At 62.0% G+C, this 14,157-nt stretch carries 12 protein-coding genes; 7 read left to right on the top strand and 5 right to left on the bottom strand.

From position 1 onward, the window contains the following. Positions 1-15: 15 nt before the first annotated feature. The 3 genes from H8K20_RS05770 to H8K20_RS05760 all read left to right on the top strand — a co-directional run bounded on the left by H8K20_RS05770 (position 16) and on the right by H8K20_RS05760 (position 2,624). Positions 16-438 (top strand): RrF2 family transcriptional regulator, encoded by a 423-nt coding sequence (locus tag H8K20_RS05770; RefSeq protein WP_186487749.1) that lies wholly within the window; start codon positions 16-18, stop codon positions 436-438. A 23-nt stretch (positions 439-461) separates the two neighbouring features. Beyond that, positions 462-1,832, top strand: coding sequence for an FAD-dependent oxidoreductase (locus H8K20_RS05765; RefSeq protein WP_186487748.1), 1,371 nt, complete (start codon positions 462-464; stop codon positions 1,830-1,832). A 243-nt stretch (positions 1,833-2,075) separates the two neighbouring features. Next, complete coding sequence (locus tag H8K20_RS05760; RefSeq protein ID WP_186487747.1) at positions 2,076-2,624, top strand: DUF5714 domain-containing protein; 549 nt, start codon at positions 2,076-2,078, stop codon at positions 2,622-2,624. Between the two features lie 1,320 nt (positions 2,625-3,944). Here the strand turns inward: H8K20_RS05760 and H8K20_RS05755 are convergent. The 3 genes from H8K20_RS05755 to serS form a co-directional block, all read right to left on the bottom strand. Then, a complete protein-coding gene (locus H8K20_RS05755; protein WP_186487746.1) occupies positions 3,945-4,091 on the bottom strand; it encodes a hypothetical protein in 147 nt (48 codons plus the stop codon). Between the two features lie 236 nt (positions 4,092-4,327). Beyond that, complete coding sequence (locus H8K20_RS14025) at positions 4,328-4,459, bottom strand: hypothetical protein (RefSeq protein ID WP_279287424.1); 132 nt, start codon at positions 4,457-4,459, stop codon at positions 4,328-4,330. A 250-nt stretch (positions 4,460-4,709) separates the two neighbouring features. Next, positions 4,710-5,990 carry a serine--tRNA ligase gene (gene serS, locus H8K20_RS05750; RefSeq protein ID WP_186487745.1) on the bottom strand — a complete coding sequence of 427 codons (1,281 nt, stop codon included), beginning with the start codon at positions 5,988-5,990 and terminating at the stop codon, positions 4,710-4,712. A 607-nt stretch (positions 5,991-6,597) separates the two neighbouring features. Between serS and H8K20_RS05745 the strand changes: the two genes are divergently transcribed. The 4 genes from H8K20_RS05745 to H8K20_RS05730 all read left to right on the top strand — a co-directional run bounded on the left by H8K20_RS05745 (position 6,598) and on the right by H8K20_RS05730 (position 9,936). After that, positions 6,598-7,284 (top strand): radical SAM protein, encoded by a 687-nt coding sequence (locus tag H8K20_RS05745; protein ID WP_105204439.1) that lies wholly within the window; start codon positions 6,598-6,600, stop codon positions 7,282-7,284. A gap of 362 nt (positions 7,285-7,646) precedes the next feature. Next, positions 7,647-8,897, top strand: a complete 1,251-nt coding sequence (locus H8K20_RS05740) for a P-loop ATPase, Sll1717 family (RefSeq protein ID WP_186487744.1) — start codon at positions 7,647-7,649, stop codon at positions 8,895-8,897. 76 nt (positions 8,898-8,973) lie between these two features. Further along, positions 8,974-9,120 (top strand): hypothetical protein, encoded by a 147-nt coding sequence (locus H8K20_RS05735; RefSeq protein WP_186487743.1) that lies wholly within the window; start codon positions 8,974-8,976, stop codon positions 9,118-9,120. Positions 9,121-9,651: 531 nt separating this feature from the next. After that, positions 9,652-9,936, top strand: a complete 285-nt coding sequence (locus H8K20_RS05730; protein WP_154865377.1) for a hypothetical protein — start codon at positions 9,652-9,654, stop codon at positions 9,934-9,936. A 270-nt stretch (positions 9,937-10,206) separates the two neighbouring features. Here the strand turns inward: H8K20_RS05730 and H8K20_RS05725 are convergent, their stop codons facing one another. Together H8K20_RS05725 and pdxR are read right to left on the bottom strand one after the other, a co-directional pair. Further along, the gene (locus H8K20_RS05725) at positions 10,207-12,552 is read right to left on the bottom strand and encodes an HAD-IC family P-type ATPase (protein WP_186487742.1); all 2,346 of its coding nucleotides are present in this window, start codon (positions 12,550-12,552) and stop codon (positions 10,207-10,209) included. 142 nt (positions 12,553-12,694) lie between these two features. Further along, positions 12,695-14,086 carry a MocR-like pyridoxine biosynthesis transcription factor PdxR gene (pdxR, locus tag H8K20_RS05720; protein ID WP_186487741.1) on the bottom strand — a complete coding sequence of 464 codons (1,392 nt, stop codon included), beginning with the start codon at positions 14,084-14,086 and terminating at the stop codon, positions 12,695-12,697. Between the last annotated feature and the right edge of the window lie 71 nt (positions 14,087-14,157).

Below are 14,157 nucleotides of genomic sequence, written 5' to 3'. Positions count from 1 at the left end.
CGAGGTATCAGCACTTTGAACGGAGATCTCTCACTGGCCGTACACGCGCTGGTGTTTTTAGACCACAAAAACTGCACCCAGTCCAGCGAGCAGCTGGCCCAAAACATCTGCACCCACCCGGTGCGGGTGCGGCGGGTGCTGGCCAAGCTGGCCCGTGCCGGACTGGTGCGCACCCGTGAGGGCGGCGCGGGCGGCTACCTGCTGGCCCGCCCGGCCGCCGACATAACGCTCTGCCAGGTGGCGGCGGCGCTGTCGGTGCACTTTGTCGAGGTCAGCTGGCGCAGCGGCGACGTGGATATGGACTGTCTGGTCGCCTCGGGCATGGGCGCCGTCATGGACGGCATCTACCGCGAACTCGACGAGCTGTGCCAAAAGCGGCTGCAGAGCATCGCCATCGGCGATATCACCGCACAGATATTCGGCGGCCCCGCCGCCTGACGAACAGAAAGAAGGCTTTTCTTTTGAAACGATACGACGATATCATCATCGGCTTTGGCAAAGGCGGCAAAACGCTGGCCGGCGCGCTGGCCGGGTCCGGCCGCCGGGTGGCGCTCATCGAGCAGTCTGCGCAGATGTACGGCGGCACCTGCATCAACGTGGCCTGCATCCCCAGCAAATCGCTGGAGCACAGCGCCCGCATGTCCGCCGCCCAGGGCGGCAGTTTTGCCGACCGGGCCGCCCGCTACGCGCAGGCCATCGCCAAAAAGCGCCGGCTCACCGCGGCGCTGCGGCAAAAAAATCTGGCCAAGCTCCAATCCGCCGGGGTCGAGGTGATCCTGGGCCGGGCCGCCTTCACCGGCCCCCAAACGCTGTCGGTGGCGCTGCCCGACGGCGGCATCCAGCAGCTGCAGGGCGGCCACATCTTTATAAATACCGGCGCCCAGCCCAACCTGCCCGCCATCCCCGGGCTAAAAGAGAGCCGCTACACCTATACCAGCCAAACGCTGATGGAGCTGGATGCGCTGCCGGCCGAGCTGGTCATCATCGGCGGCGGCTACATCGGGCTGGAGTTCGCCTCCTACTACCAGAATTTCGGCGCCCGGGTCACGGTGGTGCAGAACACCGGCGACTTTATGCCCCGCGAGGACGCCGAGGTGGCCGCCGCCGTGCGCCAGAGCCTGCAGGACCGCGGCGTACAGCTGCTGTTTGGCGCCCAGGTGCAGCGGGTGGAGGACGGCCCCGACGCCGCCACCGTGTACCTGCAGCAGGCCGGCGAGCGCCGTGCACTCAGCGCCCAGGCGGTGCTGGTGGCCGTGGGCCGCCACCCCAACACCGAGGGCCTTGGCTGCGAGCGGGCCGGGGTGGCCCTCACCGATCGCGGCGCCGTACAGGTAGACGAGCAGCTGCGCACCACCGCCCCCGGCGTTTGGGCCATGGGCGATGTGGCCGGCGGCCTGCAATTCACCTACATCTCGCTGGATGACAGCCGCATCGTAAAGTCGCAGCTGCTGGGCGACGGCGGCCGCACCACCCAAAACCGCGGCGCCGTGCCCTACAGCGTGTTTTTAGACCCGCCCATGGCCCGGGTGGGCCTCACCGAGCAAGAGGCCAAAGACCGGGGCCTGTCTGTGCAGGTGGCCCGGCTGCCGGTGGCGGCCATCCCCAAAGCCCAGGTCCTGGACCAGACTACCGGCCTGTTCAAGGTGGTCATCGAGGCCGCCAGCGGCCGCATTTTGGGCGCGCACCTGTTCGGGGCCGAAGCCCACGAGCTGATAAACATCTTTAAGCTGGCTATCGATATCGGCGTGCCGTACACGGTGCTGCGCGACAATATCTACACCCACCCCACCATGGCCGAAGGCATCGGCGACCTGCTGGCCGCCGTCCGGTAGATGCCACCTCGGCAGCACCTGCACCCGGCGGGGGCAATTTGGAGCAGTTTAGGATAGTTTAGGGCAGTTTGAGGCGGTGTGATACCGCTCTATATCCGCCGGTACAAAATGTAACAGCCCGCGCCCCGCCCCAGCTGCCTGCCGGTGCGGGGCGCGGTGTGTGCCGCCCTTAAAACAGCGCCGCCACCGGCTGAAAAGGCCCGCCGCCCGGTGATATCAAAAAAGGAGAGAAGAGACAACGCAATGGATATCTATCAGCAGATCAAAGAGGAGTGCCTGCGCTCCACCGAGACTAGCCCTATAAAGCACCTCTGCCAGATGATGCAAAAGGACTATGTGCATATGCACGGCCCCGAGCACCACGTCCTCGACGGCGCCTGCTTTTTGTCGGCGCTGCACAGCGCGGGGGTGGATTTCGATCTCGATGCGGCGCTGGACGAGATGATCCGCCGCGGCCGGCAGATGCCTGGGGCCACCTGCGGGCAGTGGGGCGTCTGCGGCTCGGCGTCCTCGGTCGGCGCGGCGCTCTCCATCCTGCACGGCACCGGTCCGCTCAGCAGTGACCAGTACTACAGCGACAATCTCAGCTTTGTCTCGCAGGCGCTGCAGGCGATCGCTGCAGTAGGGGGGCCCCGCTGCTGTAAGCGCAACGCCTTTTTGTCGCTGTCGGTGGCGATCGACTTTGTCGACCGGCAGTACGGCATCAAGCTGCTCAAAAGTAAGCCCCGCTGCACCTTTTCGCCCCAAAACCAGCAGTGTCTCGGCACCGACTGCCCCTTTTTTGGGGAGTGAACCGCCGGGCCACCGCCCACTTACGCCGCCGCCCACTACTGCATAACAAAGGCCCCCGGTCTCTGCCGGGGGCCTTATTTTGCGCTGTGGGCCGTGGCTGCGTCTGTGCTGTGCCGGACGGCATCGAGAGCCGCCGCCCGGCATAGTCAGGCGCTTTTTGCCCGCGCCCACCTGCTATAGGCCCCAGCCGCCGCGCCCGAATAGCCCGTTTACTTCGCACCTCCCCACAGGGACAGCTTTTCTGTGCTCTCCCAGCTCTCACCACCCAGACTGCCCGCCCGCAGTCGCGCTGGGCAGGGGAGGGCCGCTGCTACGCCGTCTGTCACCCACCGGCATCCCCGCCGCGCCTGGATGACCCACCTATCCCGCACCTCCCCACAGACGGATTCTCCGCGCTCTCCCAGCTCCCGTCGTCCAGACTGCCCACCCTCCGCCCCCCAAACAGCAAAAGAGAGCAGCGTGAGGTAACTGTTACCGCGCGCCGCTCTCTCTCTATTTTGCCGGGCGCCGGCCCGCCCGCAGGGGACACAGGCCGAAAATACGCCGCTCTTTAGCCGATGTACGCCTTGCCGCCCATGTACATGCGCAGCGGCTCGGGGATGGCGATGCGCCCGTCTTGCTGGGGCAAACAGCCCGGCCCGCTGTCTTTCTAGCTGATTAGCTAGCGCCCCCGCGGCGGCCATCTTCACACCTCACTACAAAAAGCGGCGCGCAGAGCAGTTCTGTACGCCGCTTTTCTATTTTTGACCACCGGGCCCGCCCGGAGCATGTTTAGAGCCATGTCTAGAGCGCGTTTCGGGTTCGTCTCAGGCACGTTTTGATCGCGTTTAAAGCGCGCTGAAAGTATGGCCAGAGCCCACCGGTCCACCGGTCCGCCATCCCATCGGGGCCGGGCGCTCAGCGCCCAGCACCCGGCCCCGACAGGCCCCTCTTTTGCACCGGACCTCTTTAGCCGATGTACGCCTTGCCGCCCAACAACATGCGCAGCGGCTCGGGGATGGCGATGCGGCCGTCCTGCTGGGTCAAACAGCCCGGCCCGCTGTCTTTCTAGCTGATTAGCTAGCGCCCCCGCGGCGGTCATCTTCACATCTCACAACAAAAAGCGGCGCGCAGAGCAGTTCTGCACGCCGCTTTTCTATTTTTGACCACCGGGCCCGCCTGGGAGCATGTTTAGAGCACGTTTCGAGTTCGTCGCAGGCACGTTTTGATCGCGTTTAAAGTGCGCTGAAAGTATAGCCGGAACTCACCAGCCTACCAGCTCACCGGCACCCGGCGCTCAGCGCCCGGCCCCGACAGGCCCCGCTTTTGCACCGGACCTCTTTAGCCGATGTACGCCTTGCCGCCCATGTACATGCGCAGCGGCTCGGGGATGGCGATGCGGCCGTCCTGCTGGGGCAAACAGCCCGGCCCGCCGTTTTTCCGGCTGACCGGCTGGCGCCCCCCGCGGTGGCCATCTTCACACCTCACTACAAAAAGCGGCGTGCAGAGCAGTTCGGCACGTCGCTTTTCTATTTTTGCCCACCGGGCCCGCCCAGAGCAGGTTTAGAGCATGTTTAGAGCGTGTTTCGGGTTCGTCTCAGGCACGTTTTGACCGCGTTTAAAGCGCGCTGAAAGTATGGCCGAAACTCACCGGTCCACCGGCCCGCCAGCCCACCGACGCTCAGCACCCGGCCCCGACAGGCTCCGCTTTTGCACCGGACCTTTTAGCCGATGTACGCCTTGCCGCCCATGTACATGCGCAGCGGCTCGGGGATGGCGATGCGGCCGTCTTGCTGGGGCAAACAGCCCGGCCCGCCGTTTTCCGGCTGACCGGCTGGCGCCCCCGCGGCGGCCATCTTCACACCTCACTACAAAAAGCGGCGCGCAGAGCAGTTCTGCACGCCGCTTTTCTATTTTTGCCCACCGGGCCCGCCCGGAGCATGTTTAGAGCCATGTCTAGAGCGCGTTTCGGGTTCGTCTCAGGCACGTTTTGACCGCGTTTAAAGCGCGCTGAAAGTATGGCCGAAACTCACCGGTCCACCGGCCCGCCAGCCCACCGACGCTCAGCACCCGGCCCCGACAGGCCCTGCTTTTGCACCGGACCTTTTAGCCGATGTACGCCTTGCCGCCCATGTACATGCGCAGCGGCTCGGGGATGGCGATGCGGCCGTCGGATAGCAGGTTGTTTTCCAAAAAGGCGATGAGCATGCGCGGCGGCGCCACCACCGTGTTGTTCAGGGTGTGGGCGAAGTAGTTGCCGCCCTCCTTGCGCTTTACGCGAATGCCCAGCCGGCGGGCCTGGGCGTCGCCCAGGTTGGAGCAGCTGCCCACCTCGAAGTACTTTTTCTGGCGGGGGGACCAGGCCTCCACATCGATGCTCTTGACCTTTAAGTCGGCCAAATCGCCCGAGCAGCACTCCAGCGTGCGCACCGGGATATCCATCGAGCGGAAGAAGTCCACCGTGTTCTGGTACAGCTTTTTAAACCAGTCGGCGCTGTCCTCGGGGCGGCACACCACCACCATCTCCTGCTTTTCAAACTGGTGGATGCGGTACACCCCCCGCTCCTCGATGCCGTGGGCCCCCACCTCTTTGCGGAAGCAGGGCGAGTAGCTGGTCAGCGCCTGGGGCAGCTGGTCCTCGGTGAGCATGGTGTCGATGAATTTGCCGATCATCGAGTGCTCGCTGGTGCCGATGAGGTACAGGTCCTCGCCCTCGATCTTGTACATCATGTTCTCCATCTCGCTAAAGCTCATCACGCCGGTGACCACGCTCCCGCGGATCATGTAGGGGGGGATGTAGTAGGTGAAGCCGCGGTCGATCATAAAGTCGCGCGCGTACGACAAAATGGCCGAGTGCAGCCGGGCGATGTCGCCGCACAGGTAGTAAAAGCCGTTGCCGCTGGTCTTGCGGGCGCTGTCCAGGTCGATGCCGCTCAGCCGCTCCATGATGTCCACGTGGTAGGGGACCTCAAAATCGGGCACCACCGGCTCGCCAAAGCGCTCCACCTCCACGTTTTCGCTGTCGTCTTTGCCAATGGGCACCGACTCGTCGATGATCTGGGGGATCACCAGCATCCGCTGGCGGATCTGGGCGCTCAGCTCGGTCTCTTTTTCGTCCAGCTCAGCCAGCTCTTTGGCGATGGCAGCCACCTGGGCCTTGGTGGCCTCGGCCTCCTCTTTTTTGCCCTGACCCATCAGCGCGCCGATCTGCTTGCTGATGGAGTTGCGCTGGCTGCGCAGCTCGTCACAGCGCGATTTTACCGTGCGAAATTCCCGGTCCAGCGCCACCACTTCGTCCACCAGCACCAGCTTTTCATCCTGAAATTTCTTCTTGATGTTCTCCTTCACCAGTTCCGGGTCGGTGCGCAACAGTTTGATATCCAGCATCGTATCTGCCTCCTCAATATACTTCTGGGCGGGGCGGAAAAGCGCTCTTTTGCGCGCTGCGGGCCACAAAAAAAGCCTCCCGCCCCTGTTTTTACACATGGGACGGAAGACGTTCCGCGTTGCCACCCAAATTGCCGGCAGTCACTTTGCCGGCCACTCGTCTGGTACGATAGAGGGTACCGTCCTTCGGCTCGTCGCCGAGAGCTCCGGGAGCGGACCGGCCCGCCCCTCTCTGCCGGCTCTCAGCTGCCGCCGGTTCTCTGTAAAAGAGGGGAGTAACGCGTACAGGCCATCTTTCCCATCATCGCCCAGTCGGCGCGGCAAACCGCGCCGCGCCACATAACATGTTTTTATTATAACCACTTTTGCGCCCACATGCAAGTAAAACCTGCCGCCCGGCGCGCCACCTGCCGCCCGCACGTCGGTTTTGCCCCGCCAAAAAGCTGCGCGCAGCCCCGGTACACGCCCCGCCGACCGGTGACGCATCTGCCGCCGGCCGGTTGCATTTTTTCTGCCGGCGTGTTACAGTACAAAATTGTCGTATCTAAAAACAAAAATACAGAAGATAGAGAGGTTACAAGCCATGCCGTCAGATCAGTCCACACAGCTGCAGCGCTACAGCGTCATCCCCGGCCACCACGCCCGCGAGCTGGTGCTGCTCAAAGGCGGCCCCTGCGCCTGGGGCCGCTGTGCCTTTTGCGACTATATCCGCGACAACTCCACCGACGAGCTGCTCTGCGACCGGGTCAACGCGTCGGTGCTGGCCCGGGTCACCGGCCAGACCGGCCAGCTGGAGGTCATCAACTCCGGCAGCGTGTTCGAGCTCACCCCCGGCACAATGGCCGCCCTGCGCCGGGTCGTCGAGCAAAAGCAGATCAAAAAGCTGTATTTTGAGTGCCACTGGTCCTACCGCCACCGCCTGCAGGAGGTGCGGGACTACTTCGGTGTCCCCATCGTATTCAAGTGCGGTATCGAGACCTTCGACGACGATTTTCGCAACCGGGTGCTCAAAAAGGGGATCGTCTACGACGACCTGCAGGAGGTCCGCCGCTACTTCGACTCGGTGTGTCTGCTGGTGGGCATCCAGGGCCAGACCAAAGAGATGCTCGACCGCGACGTGAAGATACTGCTCGAGCATTTTCCCCTGGGCTGTATCAACGTGTTTTGTGAAAACAGCACCGACGTGCGCGCCGACGCCCAGCTGGCCCAGTGGTTCTGCCAAAAATACGCCCACCTGCAAAACGACCCCCGCATCGACTTCCTGACCGACAACACCGATTTCGGCGTGGGCTAAAGCTCCGCCAGGCGTGCAGTCCCCCGCGCAGATACAATGCGCGGGGGACTTTTTAGGTGCTTTTTGATATGTGTCCTGTGTCCTCTACCCTCTACCCTCTGTCCTCTCTCCCGGCCTATTTTTTGCGCAGCCATGTGTTCGTTAAACTGTTTAACAGCAGTACGCGCCATGTGCACAATAGGTACATAAACTGAGACAAAAAGTGAGACATAGACCGGTCAGACGATAGGATCCTGCTGCTGAAATCTTGCGGTTTACGGTGTATTGTGTTATATTATTTGATAAATGATATATGTTATGAAAAAATATATATTCGTGAAATATTATTGGCACATATAGACCAAAAGGCAGGGGGCGCTCAGGTGAAAAGTCTTCTTAATCTAAAAACGAACGCGTTTGGCAATATAGACGCTCTGCAGGATATCTTGCTGGAAGAGTGCTTTGAGGAGCACCAGGCGTATAAAGATCTGATCTCCTTTTCGCGCTTTTTGGCTATCGGAAAAAAAGGGTCGGGGAAAACCGCGATCTGCAAAAAGATATTGGAATTGCCCAAGACAAATCCCTGGTCTATGTCTGCCGGTTATAACTTAAATGACTATCCTTGGCACCACCATCATTTACAGGCGAGCATCGGGGTACCGGAAAATGAGAAATACATACAGAGCTGGATGTATCTATTGCTCATTGCCAGCGCAAGACTTATGAATATCGATCAGGAGCTGCCCTACGACAGCGACTCTTCCAGGGCTCAAAAACTGCTGGAAAGATTTTTGATCGATACCTACGGGACCAAAGACCCCGATATCACCAATCTCTTTACGCCGCGAAAAAAAGTAAGGCTCACTTCTATAAAAGCGGGTTTTCCAGGTCTGGAGGTCACGATCCCATCGGTCATTGCAATGGATAAACTGCCGACGGTGATCCAAGACGTCAATAAAACACTGTTGCGCCAGGTGTTGCTCTGCGCGCATCCCATGCACAAATACTATATTTGTTTTGATGAGCTGGATATAGGCTTTGAGGCGAAAGACGAATACTACTGCCAGATCATCGGCCTTTTAAAAGCGGCCAGAAAATTCAACATAGCGGCAGCCGAGCAGGGAAAACAGATAGAGATATGTGTATTTTTGCGCGATGATATCTACGACGTCTTAAAATTTGAGGACAAGAGAAAGTTCACCAGTAACTGTGTGGCCCGTGTTGAATGGGATACCAACAGGACGAAAAACACATTAAAAGAGATGATGGAGAAGAGATTTCGCACGGTCCTGGCTGATGGAGATGAACTCGTCAGATGGGAAGACGTTTTTGAAGACAGTTCCATCAATGGCAGGTACAGCAAATATAATTATATCACAGAAATGACTTGTCTTCGCCCAAGAGACATCATCGACTTCTGTAACCTGATCTTGGAAGCGTACCAGGAGCGGGCGCAAAACGGCGTAAACAACCAGTTTGAAAATGTTGATATCGTCGCGGCAAGAGCCATGTACAGCACCAATCTTTTATATGAATTCGACGATGAAGTACACAAGCATATCCCGCGATACGAGGACTTTCTCGAGGTCATTAAAAAGGTCGGCAAAAGTAAATTTTTATTACGCCGCTTTTAAAGACATTTACGATGCGCACTTAAAAAATATAGACATTGATGCAGAGACATGCTTATCTCGTCTATACGACTTTTCTATGATCGGAAACTATATCGTCGGCGGCAATAAGGGGGGCTCTCAAAAAGTGTTCAAGTATAAAAATGCCAAAAATAAGCTCGATCTGGAGATGCCCATCATCGTTCATCCCGGTCTGGTCCCAACCCTCGGTATCAAAGAAAAATAGACTGATCTTCCAACTTAAAAAGGCGCCTGTTATCGGGCGCCTTTTTACGGTCCAGTTAAATATAAGTAGATGCACTTGAATGCTTTCTCACGATCACGGCAGTATTCATGCAGTGTGAAGTATGCCGCTTTGCACCGATACCACTGATACCTACACCCAATAACCGGCACAGCGGTAGCGCTATCCGTACTTTCTGCCGCCCCGCCCGGCAGTTTTTTGCTGGGAAAATGTAGAAAATTGCGTTCGGCGCCCGGCGGTGCCCACGACCGCCATATTTGGCCGCTCACAGCACCTTTTTTGGCAAAATCTTCTTAGTAGTGAGTATAGCACAGCAGAACGATTAAGTCTGCTTTATCGGTCGTTGCCGCCCTGCGCGGCAAGCAGCGGCCCGCCCGAACGTGTTCTCCCGCCCGCCGCCCCCGTGCGGCCCCGGACACGTGGGGGCCGCTGCCGGTCTGGGCGGGGCGGAAGAGCGGAGCCCGCTGCCGGTCAGTGCACCCCAAGGCGCCAACAGGAGGAGATAGATGTTTCATGAGATCTGCCGCTAAAGACCAGCCGGGGCTGCTCGCCTACCTGGCGCAGAGGGCCGGCTATCTGTACATATCCGACCTGCGGTACCGCGTCGACCGCGATGCCGATCTGCAGCAGGCCCTGCAGGAGGTGCGCCCCGCCGCCTACAGCCGCGCCGAGTGTATCGATGCCGTCACCTATATCACCGGCCGCGCACACAGCTTTTACACCGCCGCCCAGGCGCTGCAGTACCTGAAGCGCTACCTGGCCGCCGGCCGCCCCGAGAGCGACCGCGACATCCGCTAGGCCCGGCAGCCGCCCCGCTGCTATCTGCTGCTATCTGCTGCCCCACCGTCCCGGCAACAGATGAAAGAGACCCCCTCAATACGCCCCAGCACCCCAAAAAACATCCTAGAGAGCACCCGCCCGGGTGCTCTTTTTTACCGCAAACGCGCACCGCCCTGCATTTAGCCGCCGGCCACTGGTATCGGCCCGCCCCACCGGCGCAAAAAAGGCGCGCAGCCCAAAACAGCTGTGCGCCTTTTTTATCACGGTAGGGGAGAGCCTCACAGCTCATCACACGTGCAAAAATTTTTCCACCAGGTGCGACAGCCCGGCAAACAGCCCGGCGGCCAGCAGTCCGCCGACGAGCGCCGCCACCGAGATGGGCAGCGTCAGCGCCGACATGGAAAACAGCGGCCCCAGCAGCAGCGATCCCGCCAAAAAGGCGGCCACGATGAAGATGAGCAGCGCCGCCCGCAGCCAGTCGAAGGGGAGACACAGCACCGCGATGAGCGAAAAGCCGACCACGGCGGTGAAGAACACGCACAGCGTCGATACCTGCGCCGCGGTAAAGCCCAGCAGCGGCCCCAGCAGCGCGGTGGCCACCACCATCAGCACCGTGGAAAAGCCGCCCGGCAGCGCCCGGTACAGCACGTTCTTCAAAAAGTCGCCCTGCACCCGCTCGTGGTTGGGCTCCAGCGCCAGCACGAAAGAGGGGATGCCGATAGCCAGCGCGCTGATGAGGGTCAGGTGGATGGGGGCAAACGGGTAGGGCCGGTGCAGCAGCAAAAACAGCGCCACCAGCAAGATCGAGTAGATGGTCTTGACGATGAAGATGGCCGCCGAGCGCTGCAGGTTGTTGATGCTGCGCCGCCCCTCGGCCACCACCCGCGGCATGGACGAGAAGTCGTTATCCAAAAGCACCAGGTGCGACACGTTGCGCGCCGCCTGCGCGCCCGAGGCCATCGCCACGCTGCAGTCGGCCTGCCGCAGCGCCAGCACGTCGTTGACCCCGTCGCCGGTCATAGCCACCGTGTGTCCCTGCTGCTGCAGGGCCGCCACCATCTTCTGCTTCTGCTCCGGCGACACGCGGCCAAATACCGTGTACTGCTGTACCGCGGCGGCGATGTCGCCGTCGCTTTGCAGGGTGGTGGCGTCTACATAGCGCTCAGCCCCCGGCAGCTGCACCCGCTGGGCGATAGCCGCCACCGTCTGTGCATCGTCGCCCGATATCACCTTCAGCGCCACCCCCTGCTCGGCAAAGTAGCGCAGCGTGTCGGCGGCCTCGGGGCGCACCACGTCCTGCACTAGCACCGCCGCTACCGGCCGCAGTGCAGCCGGCAGCGCGTCGCCGGTCAGGGGCTGTGCGCTTTGGCACAACAGCAGCGTGCGGCTGTGGCGCGGCCGGTCGGCCAGCCGGCCGCCAAAGGCGGTGTCCAGCGCCCCGGGCAGCACGATCTCCGGAGCGCCCAGCACCAGGCTACCCCAGCTGTCAAACTGCACCGCCGAGTACTTGCGCTCCGACGAAAACGGCACCACCGCCACCGGGTCGGCCGCCAGCTGCCGGTTGCAGTGCACCGCGGCGATCGCGTCCAGGGTGGGGCTGTCGCCGGCCATCACTCCGCAAAAGTCCGCCAGCATCTTTGCCGCCCGGTCGCTGTCCTGCCCGTCGGCGCACACCAGCTCCTCCAGCTTCATCTGCCCCTGGGTGATGGTGCCGGTCTTATCCAGGCACAGCACGTCCACCCGCGCCAGCTGTTCGATGCACACCAGCTCCTGCACCATCACCCGGTGCCGCGCCAGCCTGATCACCCCCACCGCCAGCACCGAGGTGGTCAGCAGCACCAGCCCCTCGGGGATCATGCCCACCAGCGCCGCCGCGGTCGAGACGATGGCCTGCTGCACCGTGGCCCCGTCGATCGAGAGCTGACTGTACAAAAACAGGGCCCCCACCGGCACGATAGCCACCGAGACCGCCTTGATGATGCGCCGCACCGAGCCGTATATCTGCGACTGGGGGCGCTCGGTGCGGGTTTGGTGCCCCGATATGCGCGCCGCGTAGCCCGCTTGGCCCACCTCGGTCACCAGCGCCCGGCCGCCGCCGCTCACCAAAAAGCTGCCCGACAGCAGCGTGTCGCCCGGCTTTTTGTGCACCGGGTCACTCTCGCCGGTGAGCATCGCCTCGCTCACCTCGCAGGCGCCGGTCAGCAGCTGGCAGTCGGCCACGATCTGGTCGCCCCGGCACAGCTCCATCACGTCTCCCAGCACCACCTGCTCGCGGCCCACCGGCTTTACTGCGCCGCCGCGCACCACCTGTACGCGCGCCGCCGACAGGATTGACAGCCGGTCCATCACCCGCTTGGTGCGCACCTCCTGCACGATGCCCACCAGCGTGTTGACCACCATTATACCCATAAACAGCGCGTTTTTGTACGAGCCCACCGCCAAAATGGCCCCGCCCAGCACCAGAATGACCAGGTTAAACAGGGTAAAGGTGTTGTCCAGTACGATGCGCCCGATGCTCTTGGTGGGCGGGGTGGCGTCTTTGTTCAGTAGTCCCTGACGGGCGCGCTCGGCGGCGCTCTCTTCACTCAGGCCCTCACGGGCCAGCAGGTCGGTATCGGCTCGGCTGCTCGGCATCTGTCTGTTTCCTCTCTTTTTGTAGTCTGTAAAGTAGACTACCACCCCGGCCGCCGCTTGACAAGGCAGCGGCTGAAAGCGTCATAAATCTTTCACTTTTTGGTAAGAATTGCGCCGCTGCACCGCTTGTTTGGCCCGCTGGTCAGGGGCGGTCGCACACCGCGCACAAAAGTGCCGCCGCCGGGGCGATCTTCTCGGGCGGCAGCGCGCAAAAGCCCAGCAGCAGCCGCGGCCGCTGACTGCTCTTTACCGGCACCGCCTGGCAGATAAGGCCGGCCTGCCGGCAGCGGGCCTCTATTTCCGGGCCGGGCCGGGGGCAGTCTATCTCCACCAGCAGCTGCAGCCCGCTGTCAAAAGGCAGCACCTTTATCCGGCGGCCAAAAGCGCTGCGCAGCGCCTCTTTTAACAGGCGGCTCTTCTGCCCGTACAGCCGCCGCAGCCGCCCGATGTGCCGGTACAGGTGCCCGTCGGCGATAAAGCCGCTCAGCGCCAGCTGCTCGGTGGAGGAGCAGGTCTGGTTGTAGGCCCGGCCCAGCGCCCGGTAGTCCGGCAGCAGCGTCGGCGGCAGCACCAGGTAGCTCACGCGGATGCTGGGCAGCAGCAGCCGCGAAAACGAGCCCATGTAGATCACCTGGCCGTTTTGCGGCCGCATCCCCTGTAGGGCGGGTATGGGCCGCTGCAGGTAGCGAAATTCGCCGGCGTAGTCGTCCTCCAGCAAAAAGCACTGCCGGGCGTCGCAGTGGCGCAGCAGGGCCAGTTTCTCCGCCGCGCCAAAGTGTCCGGCGTGGCCGGGGCTCTGCGGGTCGCAGTAGAGCATGGCCACCGGCGGCAGCGCCCCGGCCAAAAGCTGGTCCAACTCGTACTCACACACCGCAAAGCCGTGGTCGCAGAGCACCTGCCGGGCCTGCAAAAAGCCCGGTTTCTCCAGCCCCACAGCCAGCGGGGTGCCGTCCCCGCGTGCGGCGCGGCGGCGAAATACGGCGCACAGCAGCGCCAGCAGGCTCTGCACGCCGGCCCCCACCACGATCTGCTGGGGGCTGCACACCACCCCCCGCGAGCGGTAGCTGTAAGCCGCCAGCTGCTGCCGCAGCGGGTACTCGCCCTGCGCGTCACCGTAGCCGCCGGCCGGCGGCGCGTCGGTCAGCGCCCGCCCCAGGTAGCGCTTCCACACCGCGGTGGGGAAGCTCTGCGGGTCGATGGTGCTGCCGCTCATGTCGTAGGTCACCGGCGGGCCGCCCCCACCCTCGGCCGCCGCAGCCGCCACCGCCGCGATGGGGGGCAGCGCCTGCAAGCTGGCGGTGCGGTGGCCGCTGCCCGGCCGGCTCACGATGTAGCCCTCGGCCAGCAGCTGGGCGTAGGCGCTCTCCACTGTGGTCTTGCTCACCTCCAGCATGGCCGCCAGCCCCCTGATCGAGGGCAGCGGGCTGTCACCCGGCAGCGCCCCGCTCAAAAGCGCCTCCTGCACCTGCTGGCACAGCTGGGCCTGCAGCGGCAGGTCCCGGCTGCGGTCTATCTGAAACATGTAGTTGAACATAAAACTGTCCTTATCAAAAATATAAAAATTGTATATTTCTATACGTACACTCCTGTTGTACCATACTTTCA

The sequence above is a fragment of the Neobittarella massiliensis (ex Bilen et al. 2018) genome (genome assembly GCF_014269355.1).
In the GTDB taxonomy this organism is placed as follows: domain Bacteria; phylum Bacillota; class Clostridia; order Oscillospirales; family Ruminococcaceae; genus Neobittarella; species Neobittarella massiliensis.
The sequence above is the reverse complement of the archived record's forward strand: the minus strand, read 5'-3'. Positions and strand labels throughout refer to the sequence as shown.